This window comes from Nonomuraea sp. NPDC048826 (assembly GCF_043198225.1).
Lineage (GTDB): Bacteria > Actinomycetota > Actinomycetes > Streptosporangiales > Streptosporangiaceae > Nonomuraea.
Map to the genome: position 1 here is coordinate 1 of NZ_JBICUQ010000006.1, position 16,595 is coordinate 16,595.

At 68.7% G+C, this 16,595-nt stretch carries 14 protein-coding genes, 1 rRNA gene and 1 pseudogene; 9 read left to right on the forward strand and 7 right to left on the reverse strand.

The genetic code is table 11. The features are described 5' to 3' along the window. Positions 1–68 (reverse strand): 16S ribosomal RNA (locus ACGFI7_RS21775); the annotation flags it as partial. A gap of 303 nt (positions 69–371) precedes the next feature. Between ACGFI7_RS21775 and ACGFI7_RS21780 the strand changes: the two genes are divergently transcribed. Both ACGFI7_RS21780 and mgrA read left to right on the forward strand, forming a co-directional pair. Next, entirely contained in the window at positions 372–2,423 is a 2,052-nt protein-coding gene (locus ACGFI7_RS21780; protein WP_393407180.1) for a S9 family peptidase, read from the forward strand. Beyond that, on the forward strand, positions 2,420–3,418 hold the full coding sequence (gene mgrA / locus ACGFI7_RS21785; RefSeq protein WP_393407183.1) for an L-glyceraldehyde 3-phosphate reductase: 999 nt from the start codon (positions 2,420–2,422) through the stop codon (positions 3,416–3,418). Before ACGFI7_RS21780 ends, mgrA begins: the two co-directional genes overlap by 4 nt. On the opposite strand, the gene ACGFI7_RS21790 is transcribed toward mgrA, so the two are convergent. Next, positions 3,387–5,819, reverse strand: a complete 2,433-nt coding sequence (locus tag ACGFI7_RS21790; protein ID WP_393407185.1) for a flippase-like domain-containing protein — start codon at positions 5,817–5,819, stop codon at positions 3,387–3,389. The genes mgrA and ACGFI7_RS21790 overlap by 32 nt on opposite strands. Before the next feature lie 117 nt (positions 5,820–5,936). On the opposite strand from ACGFI7_RS21790, the gene ACGFI7_RS21795 reads away from it, so the two are divergent. Next, on the forward strand, positions 5,937–7,949 hold the full coding sequence (locus ACGFI7_RS21795) for a molybdopterin-dependent oxidoreductase (protein WP_393407187.1): 2,013 nt from the start codon (positions 5,937–5,939) through the stop codon (positions 7,947–7,949). Here the strand turns inward: ACGFI7_RS21795 and ACGFI7_RS21800 are convergent. Further along, positions 7,927–8,685: an alpha/beta hydrolase gene (locus ACGFI7_RS21800; RefSeq protein WP_393407189.1), complete on the reverse strand. Its 759-nt coding sequence runs from the start codon at positions 8,683–8,685 to the stop codon at positions 7,927–7,929. The genes ACGFI7_RS21795 and ACGFI7_RS21800 overlap by 23 nt on opposite strands. A 58-nt stretch (positions 8,686–8,743) precedes the next feature. Here ACGFI7_RS21800 and ACGFI7_RS21805 point away from each other — a divergent pair, with 58 nt between their 5' ends. Continuing rightward, the gene (locus ACGFI7_RS21805; protein WP_393407191.1) at positions 8,744–9,286 is read left to right on the forward strand and encodes a PadR family transcriptional regulator; all 543 of its coding nucleotides are present in this window, start codon (positions 8,744–8,746) and stop codon (positions 9,284–9,286) included. Here the strand turns inward: ACGFI7_RS21805 and ACGFI7_RS21810 are convergent. The 4 genes and pseudogenes from ACGFI7_RS21810 to ACGFI7_RS21825 form a co-directional block, all read right to left on the reverse strand. Continuing rightward, complete coding sequence (locus ACGFI7_RS21810) at positions 9,265–9,663, reverse strand: GNAT family N-acetyltransferase (protein ID WP_393408578.1); 399 nt, start codon at positions 9,661–9,663, stop codon at positions 9,265–9,267. The two genes, ACGFI7_RS21805 and ACGFI7_RS21810, sit on opposite strands and share 22 nt — an antisense overlap. A gap of 114 nt (positions 9,664–9,777) precedes the next feature. After that, positions 9,778–10,194, reverse strand: a pseudogene (locus tag ACGFI7_RS21815) (GNAT family N-acetyltransferase); the annotation flags it as partial. A gap of 182 nt (positions 10,195–10,376) precedes the next feature. Further along, a complete protein-coding gene (locus ACGFI7_RS21820) occupies positions 10,377–10,580 on the reverse strand; it encodes a hypothetical protein (protein WP_393407193.1) in 204 nt (67 codons plus the stop codon). A gap of 9 nt (positions 10,581–10,589) precedes the next feature. Beyond that, positions 10,590–10,868, reverse strand: coding sequence for a hypothetical protein (locus ACGFI7_RS21825; protein ID WP_393407194.1), 279 nt, complete (start codon positions 10,866–10,868; stop codon positions 10,590–10,592). A 94-nt stretch (positions 10,869–10,962) separates the two neighbouring features. Here ACGFI7_RS21825 and ACGFI7_RS21830 point away from each other — a divergent pair, with 94 nt between their 5' ends. The 5 genes from ACGFI7_RS21830 to ACGFI7_RS21850 all read left to right on the forward strand — a co-directional run bounded on the left by ACGFI7_RS21830 (position 10,963) and on the right by ACGFI7_RS21850 (position 16,448). Further along, on the forward strand, positions 10,963–11,202 hold the full coding sequence (locus tag ACGFI7_RS21830) for a GntR family transcriptional regulator (protein ID WP_393407196.1): 240 nt from the start codon (positions 10,963–10,965) through the stop codon (positions 11,200–11,202). Between the two features lie 175 nt (positions 11,203–11,377). Further along, positions 11,378–12,772: a phage major capsid protein gene (locus ACGFI7_RS21835; protein ID WP_393407198.1), complete on the forward strand. Its 1,395-nt coding sequence runs from the start codon at positions 11,378–11,380 to the stop codon at positions 12,770–12,772. A 191-nt stretch (positions 12,773–12,963) separates the two neighbouring features. Further along, positions 12,964–13,395, forward strand: a complete 432-nt coding sequence (locus ACGFI7_RS21840; protein ID WP_393407201.1) for a hypothetical protein — start codon at positions 12,964–12,966, stop codon at positions 13,393–13,395. 415 nt (positions 13,396–13,810) lie between these two features. Next, positions 13,811–14,014, forward strand: a complete 204-nt coding sequence (locus ACGFI7_RS21845) for a helix-turn-helix domain-containing protein (RefSeq protein ID WP_393407203.1) — start codon at positions 13,811–13,813, stop codon at positions 14,012–14,014. 199 nt (positions 14,015–14,213) lie between these two features. Further along, positions 14,214–16,448, forward strand: a complete 2,235-nt coding sequence (locus ACGFI7_RS21850; protein ID WP_393407205.1) for a phage/plasmid primase, P4 family — start codon at positions 14,214–14,216, stop codon at positions 16,446–16,448. The last annotated feature ends 147 nt before the right edge of the window (positions 16,449–16,595 follow it).

The window sequence follows — 16,595 nt, forward strand, 5'->3', positions numbered from 1 at the left end:
CGCTCGACTTGCATGTGTTAAGCACGCCGCCAGCGTTCGTCCTGAGCCAGGATCAAACTCTCCAAACAATGAATGGTTTGATTCCCAACCAAAAAGGAATCCGTCAAAATATGACGGGGTTTGTGCATCATGCACTGGCTTTTAACACACTGTTGAGTTCTCAAGAAACGGACGCTTCGGGGCGTTTCGTTCCTTTTACATTCTCGCACCCCCTCGAATCCGTGTCAAATTGACTCGAACCCTTGAAAGGTGGAGGAATGTCGCCGGACCTCGCCGGCTCCATAAGATTAGCAGCGCCTCAGAGTGCTCACGCCGCCTTCACCCGACCGTGCAGGCCACAAATCGATCACGGCCGACCATAGACTCCCCACGTGAGCAGCTACACGCCGCCAGTGGCGAAGAAGATCCCGGCTGAGCGCGTTCATCACGGCGACACCGTGATCGACGAGTACGCGTGGCTGGCCGGCAAGGACGATCCCGACACGATCTCCTACCTGGAGGCGGAGAACGCCTACCTGGAGCAGGAGACCTCTCATCTGACGGAGTTGCGCGAGCGGATATTCCAGGAGATCAAGGACCGCACCCAGGAGACCGACCTGTCGGTGCCGAGCCGCAAGGGCGCGTGGTGGTACTTCACCCGCACCGAGGAGGGCAAGCAGTACGCGGTGTCGTGCCGGGTGCCCGCGGACAGCGAGACGCCGCCCGACATCACTCCCGGCGAGCGCCTCGACCAGGAGCAGACCCTGCTCGACGGCAACGAGCTGGCCGGCGACAGCCCGTTCTTCTCCATGGGCACCAGCTCGGTCTCGCCCGACGGCACGATGCTCGCCTACTCGACCGACTTCAGCGGCGACGAGCGGTTCACCCTGCGGTTCAAGGACCTGCGGACGGGCGAGCCGCTGCCCGACGAGATCGAGGGCATCTTCTACGGCGGCGCCTGGTCGGCCGACGGCTCGACGTTCTTCTACACGCGGGTGGACGACGCGTGGCGGCCCTTCCAGGTCTACCGCCACACCCTGGGCACCGGCGAGGACACGCTCGTCTACCAGGAGGACGACGAGCGCTTCTGGGTCGGCATCGGGCTGACCAGGAGCGAGCGCTACCTGGTGCTGGGCGCGGGCAGCAAGATCACCAGCGAGGTGCGGATCCTGGACGCCGCCACCCCGTCCGGCGAGTTCCGGCTGGTGCGGCCCAGGAAGACCGGCGTCGAGTACGGCGTCGAGCACGCCGGCGACTTCTTCTACGTGCTGCACAACGAGAACGCGCGCAACTTCGAGCTGGCCACCGCGCCGCTCGACGACCCGGGCGCGTGGACTCCCCTGATCCCGCACCGCGACGACACGCGCCTGCTGGAGATCGACGCGTTCGCCGGGCACGCCGTGCTGCACCTCCGCCGTGACGGTCTCACCGGACTGCGCGTGCTGCCGCACAACGGCGAGCCGCCGTACGAGATCGAGTTTCCCGAGCCGTTGTACGACGTGGGGCCGGCGGGCAATCCCGAGTTCGAGACGAACCGGCTCAGGCTGGCCTACACGAGCATGGTGACCCCGGCCAGCGTCTACGACTACGACCTCGTCGAGCGTCAGCTCATCCTGTTGAAGCGGCGGCCGGTGCTCGGCGGCTACGACTCCGACGACTACGAGCAGTTCCGCGAGTGGGCGACGGCCGAGGACGGCACCCAGGTCCCGGTCTCGATCGTCAAGCGCAAAGACTGCACGCTCCCCGCCCCGACGGTGCTCTACGGGTACGGCAGCTACGAGACGTCCATCGACCCGGCGTTCTCGGTGCCCAGGCTGTCGCTGCTCGACCGGGGGTTCGTGTTCGCCGTGGCGCACGTGCGCGGCGGCGGCGAGATGGGCCGTCAGTGGTACGAGGACGGCAAGCTGACCAGGAAGAAGAACACGTTCACCGACTTCGTGGCGGTGGCCGGGCACATGAAGCGGGTGGGCTGGAGCTCGAAGGTGATCGCCCGCGGCGGCTCGGCGGGCGGGCTGCTCATGGGCGCGGCGGTCAACCTGGCGCCGGAGGAGTTCGCGGGCGTGGTGGCCGAGGTGCCGTTCGTCGACGCGCTCACCACCATCCTGGACCCGTCGCTGCCGCTGACCGTGATCGAGTGGGACGAGTGGGGTGACCCGCTGCACGATCCCGAGGTGTACGCCTACATGAAGGGGTACACGCCGTACGAGAACGTCGACAGCAGGACGTACCCCCCGATTCTCGCGATCACCAGCCTGAACGACACCCGGGTGATGTACCACGAGCCGGCCAAGTGGATCGCGCGGCTGCGGGCGACCGCGGCCGGAGGGCCGTTCCTGCTCAAGACGGAGATGGGCGCCGGCCACGGCGGGCGCAGCGGGCGCTACGACGCCTGGCGGGAGGAGGCGTTCGCGCTCGCCTGGATCATCGAAAGGGGCACGGCATGACCTATCTGGCGGATCCGTCGCGTTACGAGCGCCAGCCGTACAACCGGAGCGGGCGCAGCGGGCTGAAGTTGCCGGCGGTTTCGCTGGGGCTCTGGCACAACTTCGGCGACGACCGCCCGGTGGCCGGCTCGCGGGCGATCCTGCGCCGCGCCTTCGACCTCGGCGTGACGCACTTCGACCTGGCCAACAACTACGGCGTGCCGTACGGGTCGGCGGAGCGGAACTTCGGCCAGATCTTCCGTCAGGACTTCGCCCCCTACCGGGACGAGCTGATCATCTCGACCAAGGCCGGCTACGACATGTGGCCGGGACCGTACGGCGAATGGGGCTCGCGCAAGTATCTGCTGGCCAGCCTGGACCAGTCGCTGCTGCGGATGGGCCTGGAGTACGTCGACGTCTTCTACAGCCACCGGCCGGATCCCGAGACGCCGCTGGAGGAGACGATGGGCGCCCTGGACCGGGCGGTGCGCTCGGGCAAGGCGCTGTACGCGGGCGTCTCCAACTACTCGGCCGAGCAGACCGCGCAGGCGGCCAGGATCATGCGGGAGCTGGGCACGCCGCTCCTCATCCACCAGCCGTCCTACTCGATGATCAACCGGTGGATCGAGGACGGGCTGCTGGACGTGCTGGAGGAGGCGGGCGTCGGCTGCATCGTGTACTCGCCGCTGGCGCAGGGCCTGCTGACCGACCGCTACCTGGAGGGTGTGCCGTCCGACTCGCGGGCGGCCACCAGCCGGTTCCTCAGCTCCGACCGGATCGACAGGGAGCTGGCCGGACGGCTGAACGAGCTGGCCGCCCAGCGGGGGCAGACACTGGCCCAGATGGCGCTGTCGTGGACGCTGCGGGACCCGCGGGTGACGAGCGTGCTGATCGGCGCGAGCAGCGTGCGTCAGCTGGAGGACAACGTGGCGTGCGTGGAGGGCCCGGCGTTCACCGAGGACGAGCTGAAGGCCATCGACGCGATCACAGGGCCTCGTGCCGCTGGAGGTAGGTGAACGACGCCCAGCCGGGCAGTACCGGCAGCCAGAACGTGAGCAGCCGGTAGAGCAGCACGGCCGAGGTGGCCAGTTCCCAGGGCACCCCGGCCACGGTCAGGCCCAGCGTGAGCGACGCCTCGACCGCGCCCAGGCCGCCCGGCGTGGGCGCGGCCGAGCCGATCGCGTTGGCGGTGAGGAAGACGACGGCGACCGTGGTGTAGCCGAGCTCCCAGTTGAAGGCCCGTACGCACGCGTACAGGCAGAGCACGAACGCGAGCGTGATCATGAGGGTGCCGATGGAGCCCTCGGCCAGCTTGCGCGGCGACTGGAGCACGTCCAGCAGCCGGGGCAGCACGTTGGAGAACAGCCGCCGCATCTGCCGGGTCACCAGCCGGCGCAGCGGCGGCACCCCCAGCAGCACCACGACCAGCAGCGCGACCGACAGCAGCGCCACCACCAGGCCGCGTGAGGGGGTGAACGTGCTGGCGGTGTTGGAGCCGGTGATGTAGGCGAACAGCAGCAGCAGCCCGATGTGGAAGGCCAGCATGACGAGCTGCGAGGCGCCCACGCTGGCCACCGCGAGGGCCGGCGCGATGCCGCGTTTCTGCAGGTAGCGGGTGTTGATGGCGACGCCGCCGACGGCGGCGGGCGCGACGAGCTTCACGAACGAGGCCGCGAACTGCACCAGCGTGGTCCGCCACAGCGGCAGCGTGTCGGGCACGAAGCCTCTGAGCATGAGCGCGGCGGCCACGAAGCTGACGAACGAGGCGGCCAGCGCCAGCACCGACCAGGCCCAGTTGGCCTGGGTGACGACCTGCACCAGGTTGACCTGGCTGAGCTGGGAGAGCAGGAAGTAGGCGGCGAGCGCGCTGGCGATGATGGTGACCAGGGTGCGCGGCCGGAACCGCTCCAGCCGGATCTCCTCGACCGTCACCTCGGGTTCGAGCGCGACGATCTGCTCACGGATGCCGCCGAGCAGGTTCTTGTCCTTGGCCAGGGCCGAGCGGGTCTCGCGGGTCAGCGCGATGCGCTGGAGCATCGGCATGGCCGCGGCCAGCGACTCGGTGCCCATGACCGCGTTCGCCGTGTGAACCGCCCGCTCGGGGCCGACCCGCAGCGACAGGTAGACCAGGAGCTGGGCGATGTCGAGCCGGAGCAGCAGGTCGCCGGCGGCGATCTCGCCGCTGCGGGCGTCGGTGAGCACGACCCGGCCGGCCTTGTCGAGGTGGATGCCCTCGCCGGTGAGGCGCCGGTGCGCGAGCCGCTGGATCTGCAGCAGCGACACCTGCTCCCAGATCTGGTGCAGGACGTCGTCGTCGATCTCCTCGGAGGGCACCTCGTCGAGCGGCCTGGTGTCGAGGTGCTCGTAGGCGAGCAGGGCCGCCTCGGTGCCGATCTCGCTGGTGCCGAGCAGCCTGGGGGTGCTGGCCCCGGCGGCCTGCGCGGCGTAGGCCATCAGGGCCTCGCGTTCCAGCTCGGCGCGGAGTGAGCGGATGGCCCTGCGCCGGGTCTCGGTGCTGAGCCGGAAGCGCCGCCACAGCCGGTACGGCAGGCCCGCCACCTGGCGGTCGCGGTCGAGCACGGTGACGTCGAGCCGGGCGCCGTCGGCGAGGCCGACGGCGTAGCGGCGGCTGCCCTGGTGGTCGTCCTCGATGCGGCGGGCGGAGACGGGCTTGAACGACAGCTTGCGCAGCGCCGCCACCACCGCGTTGCCCGGCGGCCTGGTGTTGGGGCTGCCGACCCCGTACAGGGTGGCGTAGCCGATGGCCATGCCGACCAGGACGGTGACGATGGCGCCCGGCAGGGTGATCTGCCTGCCCGAGAAGAGGGCGAGGACGTAGAGCGCGATCACCGTCCACATGAGGGCGCGCCAGGTCGGGCGGCGGGAGACGCGCACCGCGGTGGTGTAGGCGAGGACGGACGTGAGCAGCGTGTTGAGCGGCTCGATGTCACGGCCGCCGGTGAGGAGCTGGCTGAGGTCCTCTGCGTGGCCCGCGACCAGCCACTGCCCGATCAGGAACGCGCCCACCATGCCGACGATGGCGGCCACGAGCCCTTCGGCGACGCGCAGGCCGTCACGGTGGAAGACGCGCTCCACGGCGAAGGCGACCGGGACGATGAGCACGGCGGCGCCGCCGATGAAGGTGGCGACCCGGCTGAGCAGCGGCACCAGGGTGGTGCCCTCGGTGACGTCCCGCTCCAGCCCGTACAGGGTCTGCTTGGCGACCAGCGCCAGCAGGATCACAGCGGTCAGCGCCGCCAGCGTGGCGAGCAGGCGCAGCAGGTCGGAGGGGCGGCGCAGGCGCTGCGGCAGCAGCGGCTCCACCACGTACACGTCGAGGTCGTGGCGCGCCTCGGTGGCGGGCGGGTTCCCCTCGGGAAATCCCTCCGCATCTTCACGTTCTCTGATTTCGGCCACCGACAGCGATTCTGCACCTTCCACGCGAGACCGTACGTTCTTGCGGCCCTAGTGTCCCGAATCGTCACTCAAACGAGCGCACCGGGTAGTGAGCCTCTTGCCCGTAGTCTGGTGCTTATGCCAGGTGAACTGAGGGTTCTGGGAGCCTGCCCGCTCGATTGTCCTGACACCTGCTCCTGGGTGGTCACCGTGCGTGACGGCGAGGCCGTCTCGATGCGCGGTAATCCGGATCATCCTTACACCCGGGGCGCGCTCTGCGTAAAGGTCAATCGCTATCTGGAACATTCCAGGTCCGCGGATCGCATCCGCTACCCCATGCGGCGGGTGGGGCCGAAGGGGTCCGGCCGGTTCGAGCGCATCAGCTGGGACGAGGCTCTGGAGGAGATCTCCGTACGGCTGCGCGGCATCGTCGAGGAGCACGGCGGCCAGGCGATCTGGCCCTACCTCGGCACCGGGTCGCTCGGTTACCTCCAGGGCTGCGAGGGGGTGGCCGGACGGCGGTTCTGGAACATGCTGGGCGCGTCCCGTCACTGGCTGAACATCTGCTCGTCGGCCGGCAACAGCGGACTGATGCTGACCAACGGGACCCCGGGCGGCATGGACCCGGAGAACTTCGCGCAGGCCAAGCTGATCCTGCTCTGGGGCACCAACACGCTCACCAGCGGCCACCACCTGTGGAAGTTCATCCAGGACGCGCGGGCCGAGGGCGCGTACGTGGTGGCGATCGACCCGATCCGCACCCGCACGGCCGACCAGGCGGACGAGCACCTGGCCATCCGGCCCGGCACCGACGCGGCGCTCGCGCTCGGCCTGCTCAACGTGGTGCTGGCCGAGGGCGCCCAGGACGAGGAGTTCCTGGCCGCGCACACCGAGGGCTGGGAGGGTTTCCGCGAGGAGATCCTGGCGTACCCGGTCGAGCGGGTGGCGGAGATCACCGGCATCCCGGCCGAGGCGATCCACAGGCTGGGGACGCGCCTGGCGCGCACCCGGCCCACCGCGATCCGCGCCACCATGGGCATCCAGCGGCACGCGGGCGGCGGCACCGCCCTGCGCACGATCGCCGCGATCCCCGGCGTGACCGGCGACTGGCGTCACCCGGGCGGCGGCGTGGCCTACTCGACCAGCGGCCACGTGCACCTCGGCATCGACACCCGCGACGACCTGCTGCCCGGCCCGGTGCGCACCCTCACCATGACCCGGCTCGGCTCGGAACTGGCCGACCCGGACTCGGTCAAGTGCCTGTGGGTGTACGCGGCCAACCCGGCGGGCTCGACCTCCGACGGCAACGCGGTGCGGGCGGGCCTGGCCCGCGAGGACCTGTTCACGGTGGTGATGGAGCAGTTCCCGACCGACACCGTCGACTACGCCGACATCGTGCTGCCCGCCACCATGCAGACCGAGCACGTCGACCTGCACGCCGGCTACGGGCACCTCTACCTGCTCTGGAACGAGCCCGCGACGCCCCCGCCCGGCGAGTGCCTGTCCACCACCGAGACGTTCCGGCGGCTGGCCGCCCACATGGGGATGACCGAGCCGTCGCTGTTCGCCTCCGACCTGGAGCTGGCCGAGGAGCTGCTGTCGAGCGGCCACCCGTCGCTGGAGGGCGTCACGCTGGACCGGCTGCGCAAGGAGGGCTGGGTGCGGATGAACTACCCGGCGCCCTTCGCCCCGTTCGCCGAGGGCTTCCCCACCGGGTCGGGCCGGATGCGCTTCCCGCGGCCCGGCAAGGCGTACGTGCCGTCGCGGTCGTCCCAGGGCGGCGACGGGCTGGTGCTGATCACCCCGGCGGCGCACACGTTCCTGAACACCACGTTCGGCAACAATCCGGAGCTGCTGCGGCGCGCGAAGGACCCGGTGGTGCTGGTCAACCCGGCCGACGCGGCGGCGCGCGGGCTGGTGGGAGGTCAGCGGGTGCGGGTGCGCAACGCCGTCGGCGAGTTCCTCGCGGACGTGGAGGTCAGCGACCGGGTGGCGCCCGGCGTGGTGGCCTCGCCCAAGGGCCGCTGGCCCAAGCTCAGCCCCGGCGGCGCGAACGCCAACGCGGTGGTCGAGGAGCGCGACGCCGACCTGGGCAGGGGCGCGGTCTACCACGACAACCGGGTGGAGCTCATCCCCTGTGCCGCTCCATGAACGCCAGGATCCGGTCGATGACCTCGTCGCTGTAGGGGCTGCGGAAGAGCTCCGAGGCGTGCAGGCTCTCGCCCGCGATGACGTGGATCTGCCGGTCGGGGGCGAGGGTGGCGGCGTTGTGTGCGGCGTTGAGGTCGTCGGCGCCGCCGTAGGTGTCGTTCTGGCTGCCGACCTGCAGCAGCGGCACGGTCAGCTCGGCGGCGTCCCCGGCGTCGACCGCGCCTGACAGGGCGATCACCCCCGCCGTGCGGTCGCCGAACTTCGTCGCGGCGGGGACCGCGGTGGTGGCGCCGATCGAGCCGCCGACGAAGAACACCCGCTCGGGGCCTTTCTTGGCGAGCCTGCGCGCCATCGCCAGGGCGGCGTCCTCGGGGCGGGCGTCGAACTTCCTGGCGTAGAGCAGCACCTTGTAGCCGGCGGCGACGAGCCGGTCGGAGAGCGGGCGCCAGGTGCACACGTTGCCGTTGTTCTCGTAGGAGATGACCACGCCGGTCTCGCCGTCGCCGGTGATGACGCCCGGCAGGTCGTCGTCGCCGTACGTGAAGATCTCGCCGTCGTCGCGGGTGTAGCAGCCGCTCACGTTCGGCCCTTTGGCCTTGGTCTTCGTGGGGGTGGGGGTGGGGGTCGGCGTGGGCGTGGACGCCTGTGGCGCGGCTCCGACCGTGCTCCCGGCCGTGCCCCCGCATGCGGTCAGCGCCAGGACGAGCGCCACCGATCCCGCGATCCGCCGCATCATCACTCCTCGAACTATGTCTAAACTGACATAACTCTCGGGACAATACCCTGGGGAGACCATGACCTCAACGCTGGGATTCGCGATCCTCGCCGTGCTGGCCCGCGGTGAGCGCACCGGGTACGACATCGCCGCTTCCATGCGCCGGCCGGTGTCCTACTTCTGGACGGCCGGCCACAGCCAGATCCACGCCGAGCTGCAGAAGCTGCTGGCCGGCGGCCTGGTCGCGTACGAGACGGAGGCCGGCCCAGGGCCGCAGGACAAGAAGATCTACCACCTGACCGGCGCGGGCACGGCCGCGCTGCGCGGGTGGATCATCGAGCCGCCGCGTGAGCGGCCCGAGCGCGACGAGCTGGTGCTCAAGACGTACGCCGCCGCGCTGGCCGACCCGGCGGCGCTGCGCGACCTCTTCGCCGACCAGCTCGCCAAGCACGAGGCCCGGCTGGCCGAGTACGAACGCGAGGAGCGGGCCATCGGCGGGCCGCCCGGGTTCGGCGACCCGCGCTGGGGCAACTACGCGACGCTGCGCTGCGGCCTCGGGTACGAACGCCACCGGGCCGAGTGGTGCAGGTGGATGCTCGATCAGATCAGCGCGAGCTTGTAGCCCTCGTGGGAGGCGGTGAAGCCGAGCGAGTCGTAGAACCGGTGCGCGTCGGTGCGCGACTTGTCGGAGGTGAGCTGCACCATCGCGCAGCCCCGGGCGCGCGCCCGGTCGATCCCCCACTGGATCATCTTGCGGCCCAGCCCCTGCCCCCGGGCCGAGGCGGCGACCCTGACGGCCTCGATCTGGCAGCGCTCCGCGCCCAGCCGTGACAGCCCGGCCAGGTAGGTCAGCTGCATCGTGCCGACCACCTTGCCGTCGTGCTCGGCGACGATCAGCTCGTCGTACGGGTCGGCGTCGATGCGCTCGAACGCGGCCCGATAGCGCGGGTCACCGGGGTCGCCCTCGCGCTCGGCCCCCAGCGGGTCGTCGGCCAGCATCGCCACGATCGCGGGCACGTCCTCCGCGCGTGCCGGGCGGAACAGCAGGGACAGGACGTAGTGCGACTCGGGGATCTCCGGGCGGGACGGCAGGCCCATGGTCCTGCCGCTGGGCGTGAACCCCTTGCCCGCGTACAGCGCCCTGGCGGCCGTGTTGTGGTCGACGCACCACAGCTCGACCTCGTCCACGCCCACCTCACGGGCCCGCCCGATCGCGGCGTCCACCAGCCGGGAGCCGACCCCGCGCTTCCTGGCCTCCGGTGCGACCCACATGGCCAGCAGGTGGGCCCTGCCCTCCTCGACCCGCACGCAGACCAGCCCCGCGTCGCGGCCGTCCACCACGGCCACCCGCCACCAGGACCCGGTGAGCCGCTCGATCCACTTGTCGGGGGTGAACCGGCTCTCCCGCTCGTACGACGACCCGAACGCGTCGGGGGTGTCCCGCAGCGCCCGCAATCTGATCGTCTTCAGCCGTTCCCATGCGTCAGGGCCGAACTGCTCGATCGTGGCTTCTCCCATGGGGCGCATCATGTCAAGGACCTCGTACCAGGGTCGAAATCAGGGCTGCGCCCCTGCCAGTTGTGGGCGGGATTCCGTTCACGTTAGCCGCGTAGGCGGGAGCGTCTCCGAGACCCCGAGAGCCACCAGTCCGGGCGTAGGTGCCGGGCGGTGGCTCTCGTGCTGTCCGAGACATCACGGAGGGCCTCCCGTGGCTATCCGAGCAGGCGGGCGGGCAGGAATACCCGCACCTCGTCCACCGTGCCATCGCCGGGGAAGTGCCTGGCAACCACGCTCAGGGTGTGAGTGGGCGCGGTCTGGTACGACTCGATCTCAACATCGGGATCGGTGAGCAGGTCCGTGAGGATACGCAGCAGATCGGCTCGTCCGAGCCCGTGGTACGCGAGTGCTTTACCCATGCAATCAAGCTATCTGCGGCGGCTGGGCAGGGTGCGCACCAGCGTGGGGGGCCTGGAGGGTGCCCATGTGATGTCGTAGACCTGGACGTCGCCGTACTGCTGGTCGCCGATGTGACGGTCCAGCCAGCCGTACGCCTCGTCGATGTCGATTGTGAGCATCTGCTCGACCGGATCGACCTCGCCAATCTGGTAGACGCGCGCCAGGTAGGCCAGCGAGTGCATGAACTCGGCGACGACGAGCGTCGCACCGTCGATCGTGAGCTTCATCTGTGACGGGGGTCGGATCATAGGCCCAGGTTAGGCCCTCGTACATACTCGTTCAAGCTCGTTCATACTCGTAGCCGCATGATGATGCTCTGACCTGCTTGTCTACGGTTGAGCTGTGATCGAGTTGCGGGCTGACCAGCCGAAATGGAGGCAGGTCGCGAACATCCTGCGTGAGCGGATCGAGTCGGGCGAGTACAAGCGTGGTGTGCCGCTGCCGTCCGAGACCGCCATCGTGCAGGAATTTGGCATTGCCCGTGGGACAGTTCGGAAGGTGATCGCACACCTGCGTGATGAGGGCCTGATCTACACCGTTCCGCAGATCGGTTCATTCGTCGGCCCACCGCCCGAGGACTGATCTTTTGCCGTAAATCGGGGGCATGATCCACTGGGGGAGCACGCACCGTGCCGAGCGCACCAGGCTCACCCGGTGCTGATGCGGCCCCAACACAGCACCTCGAACCAGGCCGGACGCGGATCTGCTCGAAGCCGCTAGGGGAGACCTCACCACTCTCTTCTAGGAGAACACTGTTATGAATCCCGCAGAGCGCTACCACCAGGTCGTGAACCGCCTCAGGGACGTCGCCGCCGAGATGGAGCGACTGGGCGAAATCGAGAACCCCACCCTGTCGGACAGGGAGCGGTTCGACGAGCTGGTCGATGAGTTCGAGAGGCTCGACACCGAGCAGAAGAACATCCGACTGGAGCACATCCGCAGCGCTGGCCGAGGCGGCAGCGGCCTCAGGACGGAGCGCGGCGTGGCCGACTACGACGGCGACCAGCCGGGTGGCAGCACCCGCGACAAGGCCATGCGGGCGATCGAGCGATCGGACCTGCCCGCCGAGGCGCAGGAGAAGGCCGAGGGCCTGCTCCGCGAGGGCAACGCCGTGCACCGGAACCTCACCGAGCGATGGATCGCCACCACCGGCAACCCCGCCTACCTGGGCGCGTTCGCCAAGCTCATCAACGACCACGAGCGCGGCCACATGCTGTTCGACCGGGAGGAGCAGGCCGCGTTCACCGCCGTCCAGAATCTGCGCTCGGAGATGCGCGCCATGGGCGTCGGCACCGATAGCGCGGGCGGATTCATGGTGCCGTTCACCCTGGACCCCAGCATCCTGCTGACCAGCGACGGCAGCGTGAACCCGCTCCGGCAGATCAGCCGAGTCGTGCAGACCACCAGCGGCCAGTGGTCGGGCGTGACCTCCGCAGGCGCGACGGCGGAGTGGACCGACGAGCACGAGGAGTGGGCGGAGACCACCCCCGCCCTGGCGCGGCCGGACATCCCCACCCACAAGGGCAACGCGTTCGTGAAGTGGTCGTTCGAGCTGGCGCTGGACGCCCGGAACCTGGTGAGCGAGCTGCGCACCTTGGTGGTGGACGCTGCCGACCAGCTCATGGCCACGGCCTACACGACCGGTTCGGGCGTCAACCAGCCCAAGGGCATCATCACCGCCCTGAACGGGACCAGCGCCGAGATGGGCCCGGTCGCGGCTGAGACGTTCGCCGCTGGCGACGTGTACGCGGTCAAGCAGGCGCTCGCCCCGAGGTGGCAGCCGCGTGCCAGGTGGATGGCGGCTGGGTCGATCATCGACACGCTGGACCAGTTCGAGACCGCCAACGGCTCGAAGCAGTTCGAGGGCGTCGGCACCGGCACGCTGCTGCGCAAGCCGATCCACGAGAGCAGCAACATGGACGGCAACTTCGACCCGGCTGTCACGGAGGAGAACCACATCCTCGTGTACGGCGACTTCAGCAACTTCGTGATCGTGGACAGCATCGGCACCACGATCGAGATCGTCCCGGTCCTGTTCGGGCCGAACCAGCGGCCCACTGGCGAGCGCGGGATGCTGATGTGGTTCCGCACCGGATCGGATGTGGTCAATCCCAACGGGTTCAAGATGCTGAACATCGCCACCACCGCCTGATGACTTGGCGGGGGTGCGCTGACTCGCCCCCGTCAGGGCCAGGGGCTGGCTACCCCTGATGAGACCCCCTGGAGCCGGGGGTCGCTCTCCTTAGAGGGGGGCTCGCTGTGGTGGGCGGGTCTCCCTCGCGGGGGGGGTGATGGCTGACACCCACCCCCCGCCTCTTCCAGTCCTACGGTTACGGAGACACCATGAGAAACCAGCCCCACGAGCCTGGGGGCACCAGGCTCAGCTACCGGCCCAGCGGCATTCCGATCGCACGCGGAGACGCGGGCGCGTACCAGTCCGAGGCCCAGGCCGCAGCCGAGGCAGCCGCACTCATCAAGTTCGGTCGAGACACCGCGCCACACGCGCAGGCCAGCCCCGACTCCGTTGTGGTCGATGTCGGCTGCCTGACCGACGACGAGCTGACTGAGATGCGAAAGCTGATGGGCCGGATGGCAGGAGCCCCCTCGGCCCACCTCACCGGATTCGGGAAGTTCACAGCCCGGCTGGCGGAGTCGCTCAAGCTGGCCGAGGAGCGGCGCGCGTGGACGTGGATCGAGTTCCTGTACGACGAGGCCGCACCGCCCGACTGGGACACCGCCGTCGTAGCGCTGCTGGAAGGGGAAGGGGAGGGGTGACAACGGGTCAGGACGACCTTCGTTGGTAACCCCATGCAGTTCTTCTTTTTCTCTCGGGGACCGGGGGGATCACGACACGTTTGCCGGCCGCAACGACACGTGATCCCTCCGAAGCCGGAGCGGGTGCCGGAGGGCACTCCGTAACGGGCATGACCCCCGGTCAAGCGGGTTCCAGGTACTTGTGGGCAGGTAAACCGCCATGGTTCTATGGGTGGCGTAGCAGGGCAGCGACTGAGCCCCCTTGGGCCTGCAAACCGACTGTCATGGGGAGCCGCTAAGGCTCCAGGGCGACGAACGAGCGCGTGGTTCGTCAACACCAGGTCACCCGCTACCCCGTCGACCTCCGTTGAGATGACTCCGGAGGTACGTCGTGTCTACGACGCGGCTCGTGTTCTCGCCGTCCAAGTTCGCAAACATGCTCACCGAGACCGGTGCCACCAAGCTGGGGCTGGCTCGGAAACTGTGCGGCAGTTCCAAACGAACCACCATCTGCAACGCACGTAACCAGATCGCCTGGTGGGCCAACGGCAAGGTTACGCCGAAGCCCGCCACCGTCGAGCGGCTGGCCAAGCTCCTCGACTGCGACGTCAAGGACCTGTGCGTCGAGGTGGACCTGTGAGCGCCAACTGGACCTACGAGCCGGACGAGGCTCGGTATCGCGCGCTCCTCAGGGTCCTGTTTGCCCCGGAGTCAAGCGAGCAGGCCCCGGACACGGATCGGGGTGAAGCCGCGTGAATGCCCACCCGCGCAACTCCACCCCAACTGCCGTCGAGACCGCCGTAAGATCTCATGATCATTCCACCACGGCGGACGCCCCTGTGTCAACTCTGGTTGACGTCAGGTTGGCGCTCAAGAACTCCGCCAAGGACCTCGCCCGTCGAGGGATGTTCATCCTGACGGTCGGCAGACAGGCGGATGGCTCGCCCGACAAGAAGTCGTTCGGCAAGTGGAACAAGGACCAGTTCCCTGGGCCGACCTCGCTCGACACGATCGAGTACGAGATGTCGTTCGGCAACAAGTGCGGCATCTGGGTCCGCGTACCGGATGAGTGGGTGGTGGTCGATCCGGACTCCGACGAGGCCGTCGAGTACTGGACGGAGAGGCTCGGGAGCATCCTGGAGAAGGCAGCCGTCAGCCAGCCGCCCCACGGCAGGCCCCACTGGTGGTTCAAGCTTCCGGAAGGCTGCCAGGGCGTGTTCCGCTGGTCGGCTCCGAGCACCAACAAGAACAACATCCGGTTCGACGTGCTGGGTCAGCGCCGAGGCGGGGTCATGGCTCCGCCGTCCGAGCACCACAAGGGCGGCAACCGAGCGTGGATTCGCCCCCTCGACGAGGCCAAGGAACTGACGCACGACGAGGCCGCGTTGCTGTCCCGCCACACACTGCCGGGAGCCCCCGAACGTGCGGGCAAGGAAGTCACCCCGCTCGGGCCACCCCGCGCGCCGAAGTACACCAACACCGAAGGCAGCAGCTTCGGCAAGCGTCAGTTGGACGAAGTAATCAAGACGCTCAAGAAGGTGTGGAAGGCCGACGACGGCACGTTCAACAACACCCTCAACGCGTGCTGCTTCAAGCTAGGGCAGTACGTGGCTGGCGGCGAGCTGGCCCACGAGTACGCATACGACGCGCTGACCGACCTGCTCGATGAGCTGGGCGCACCCCGTAGCGAGTACCGAACCCGCGACTCGGGCTACTTCGACGGCTTCGACCGACCGAGTTCCAGCATCGCCTACGACTCGGACTTCTTCGGCTACCTCAATGGCGGGGACACGAAGCAACTCCTCGTCGCGACCCTGGCCGAGGCGATCGTCAAGGAAGGTCCGATCGGGGTGGGCGTCAACGGCCACCTCTGGGCCTACCGTGACGGCGTCTGGCGGATCGACAAGCACGCGGTCAGGACCCGAGCGGCCAAGCTGCTGGACGAGGCGTTCCGGGTCAGGCACGCGGTTGACGTCGAGGCGATGATTCGGGCCACCGCGCCTGAGATCACCTGCGACCCGGTTAGCGAGTGGATCAACTTCCGGAACGGGCTCCTCGACTGGCGGACCGGGACGCTGCACCCCCACTCGCCGGACGTGCTGTCCACGGTCCAGCTCCACACCGAGTGGGACCCGGAGGCGACCTGCCCAGAGTTCGACAAGTTCCTGGCGAGCGTCATCCCCGCCGACATGATCGACATGATGTGGGAGCTGATCGGTTACCTGATGTACTCGGGCAACCCGCTCCACAAGGCGGTCATGCTGCACGGCTCGGGTCGCAACGGCAAGGGCACCTGGATTCGGATGATCAAGTCGATCCTCGGAGTCGAGAACGTCACTGCGGTGACCCTCCAGGCCCTCAACATGGAGCGGTTCGCAGCGGCCAGCCTGTTCGGCAAGATCGCGAACATCGCAGGTGACATCGACGGCACCTACCTGGAGCAGACGGCCAAGTTCAAGGCGATCACGGGCGAAGACGTGATCACGGCGGAGTTCAAGAACAGGGACGCGTTCGACTTCACGCCCTGGGCGGTCCCGGTATTCAGCGCCAACAAGGTCCCTGGATCCGCCGACGTGACGACGGGCTACATGTCGAGGTGGGTCGTTATCCCGTTCCCCCACGACTTCACGGGTCGGGAGGACCGAGGGCTTGACGCCCGACTCCAGACGCCCGAGGAAATTCGCGGAATCGCGGCCAAGGCCATCCCCGCTCTCCAGCGGCTGATGCAACGGGGCAACTTCGACGAGCCACCGTCCGCCCATGACGCAATGCGCGAATTCAAGCGTCGGACAAACCAGGTTGAGACCTGGCTGGACGAGTGCTGCGAGCGGACTCCTGATGAATGGGCCGACCGGGTGTCGTTCTACGACGCTTACCGGAGGTGGGCCGAACACGGTCGTTACGGCGTCCTCAAGGCTGCCGAATTCTACGACCGGATGCGTGGCGCAGGGGTCGAAGAGGCCAAGCGGAAAGGCACCCGAGGATTCAAGGGCGTCAAGGTAATAAACGACCACGACCGCACCGCGCCTTATCGGAATACCTGGGAAGCCAAGCAGGCCACCCCCCGTGCCTAGGGGGCTGCCCCCCACTGCCCCCCGCGCAGTGTTCTCACCGGGCACGCTGCGGCTGGGGGGCAGGGGGGGCAGCTACGGCCCCTCCCCGCTACGTGTAGGGCGATCGGAGTAGCAGAGCCGCCCCGGACAGCCGGGGGTGGGCGGGGG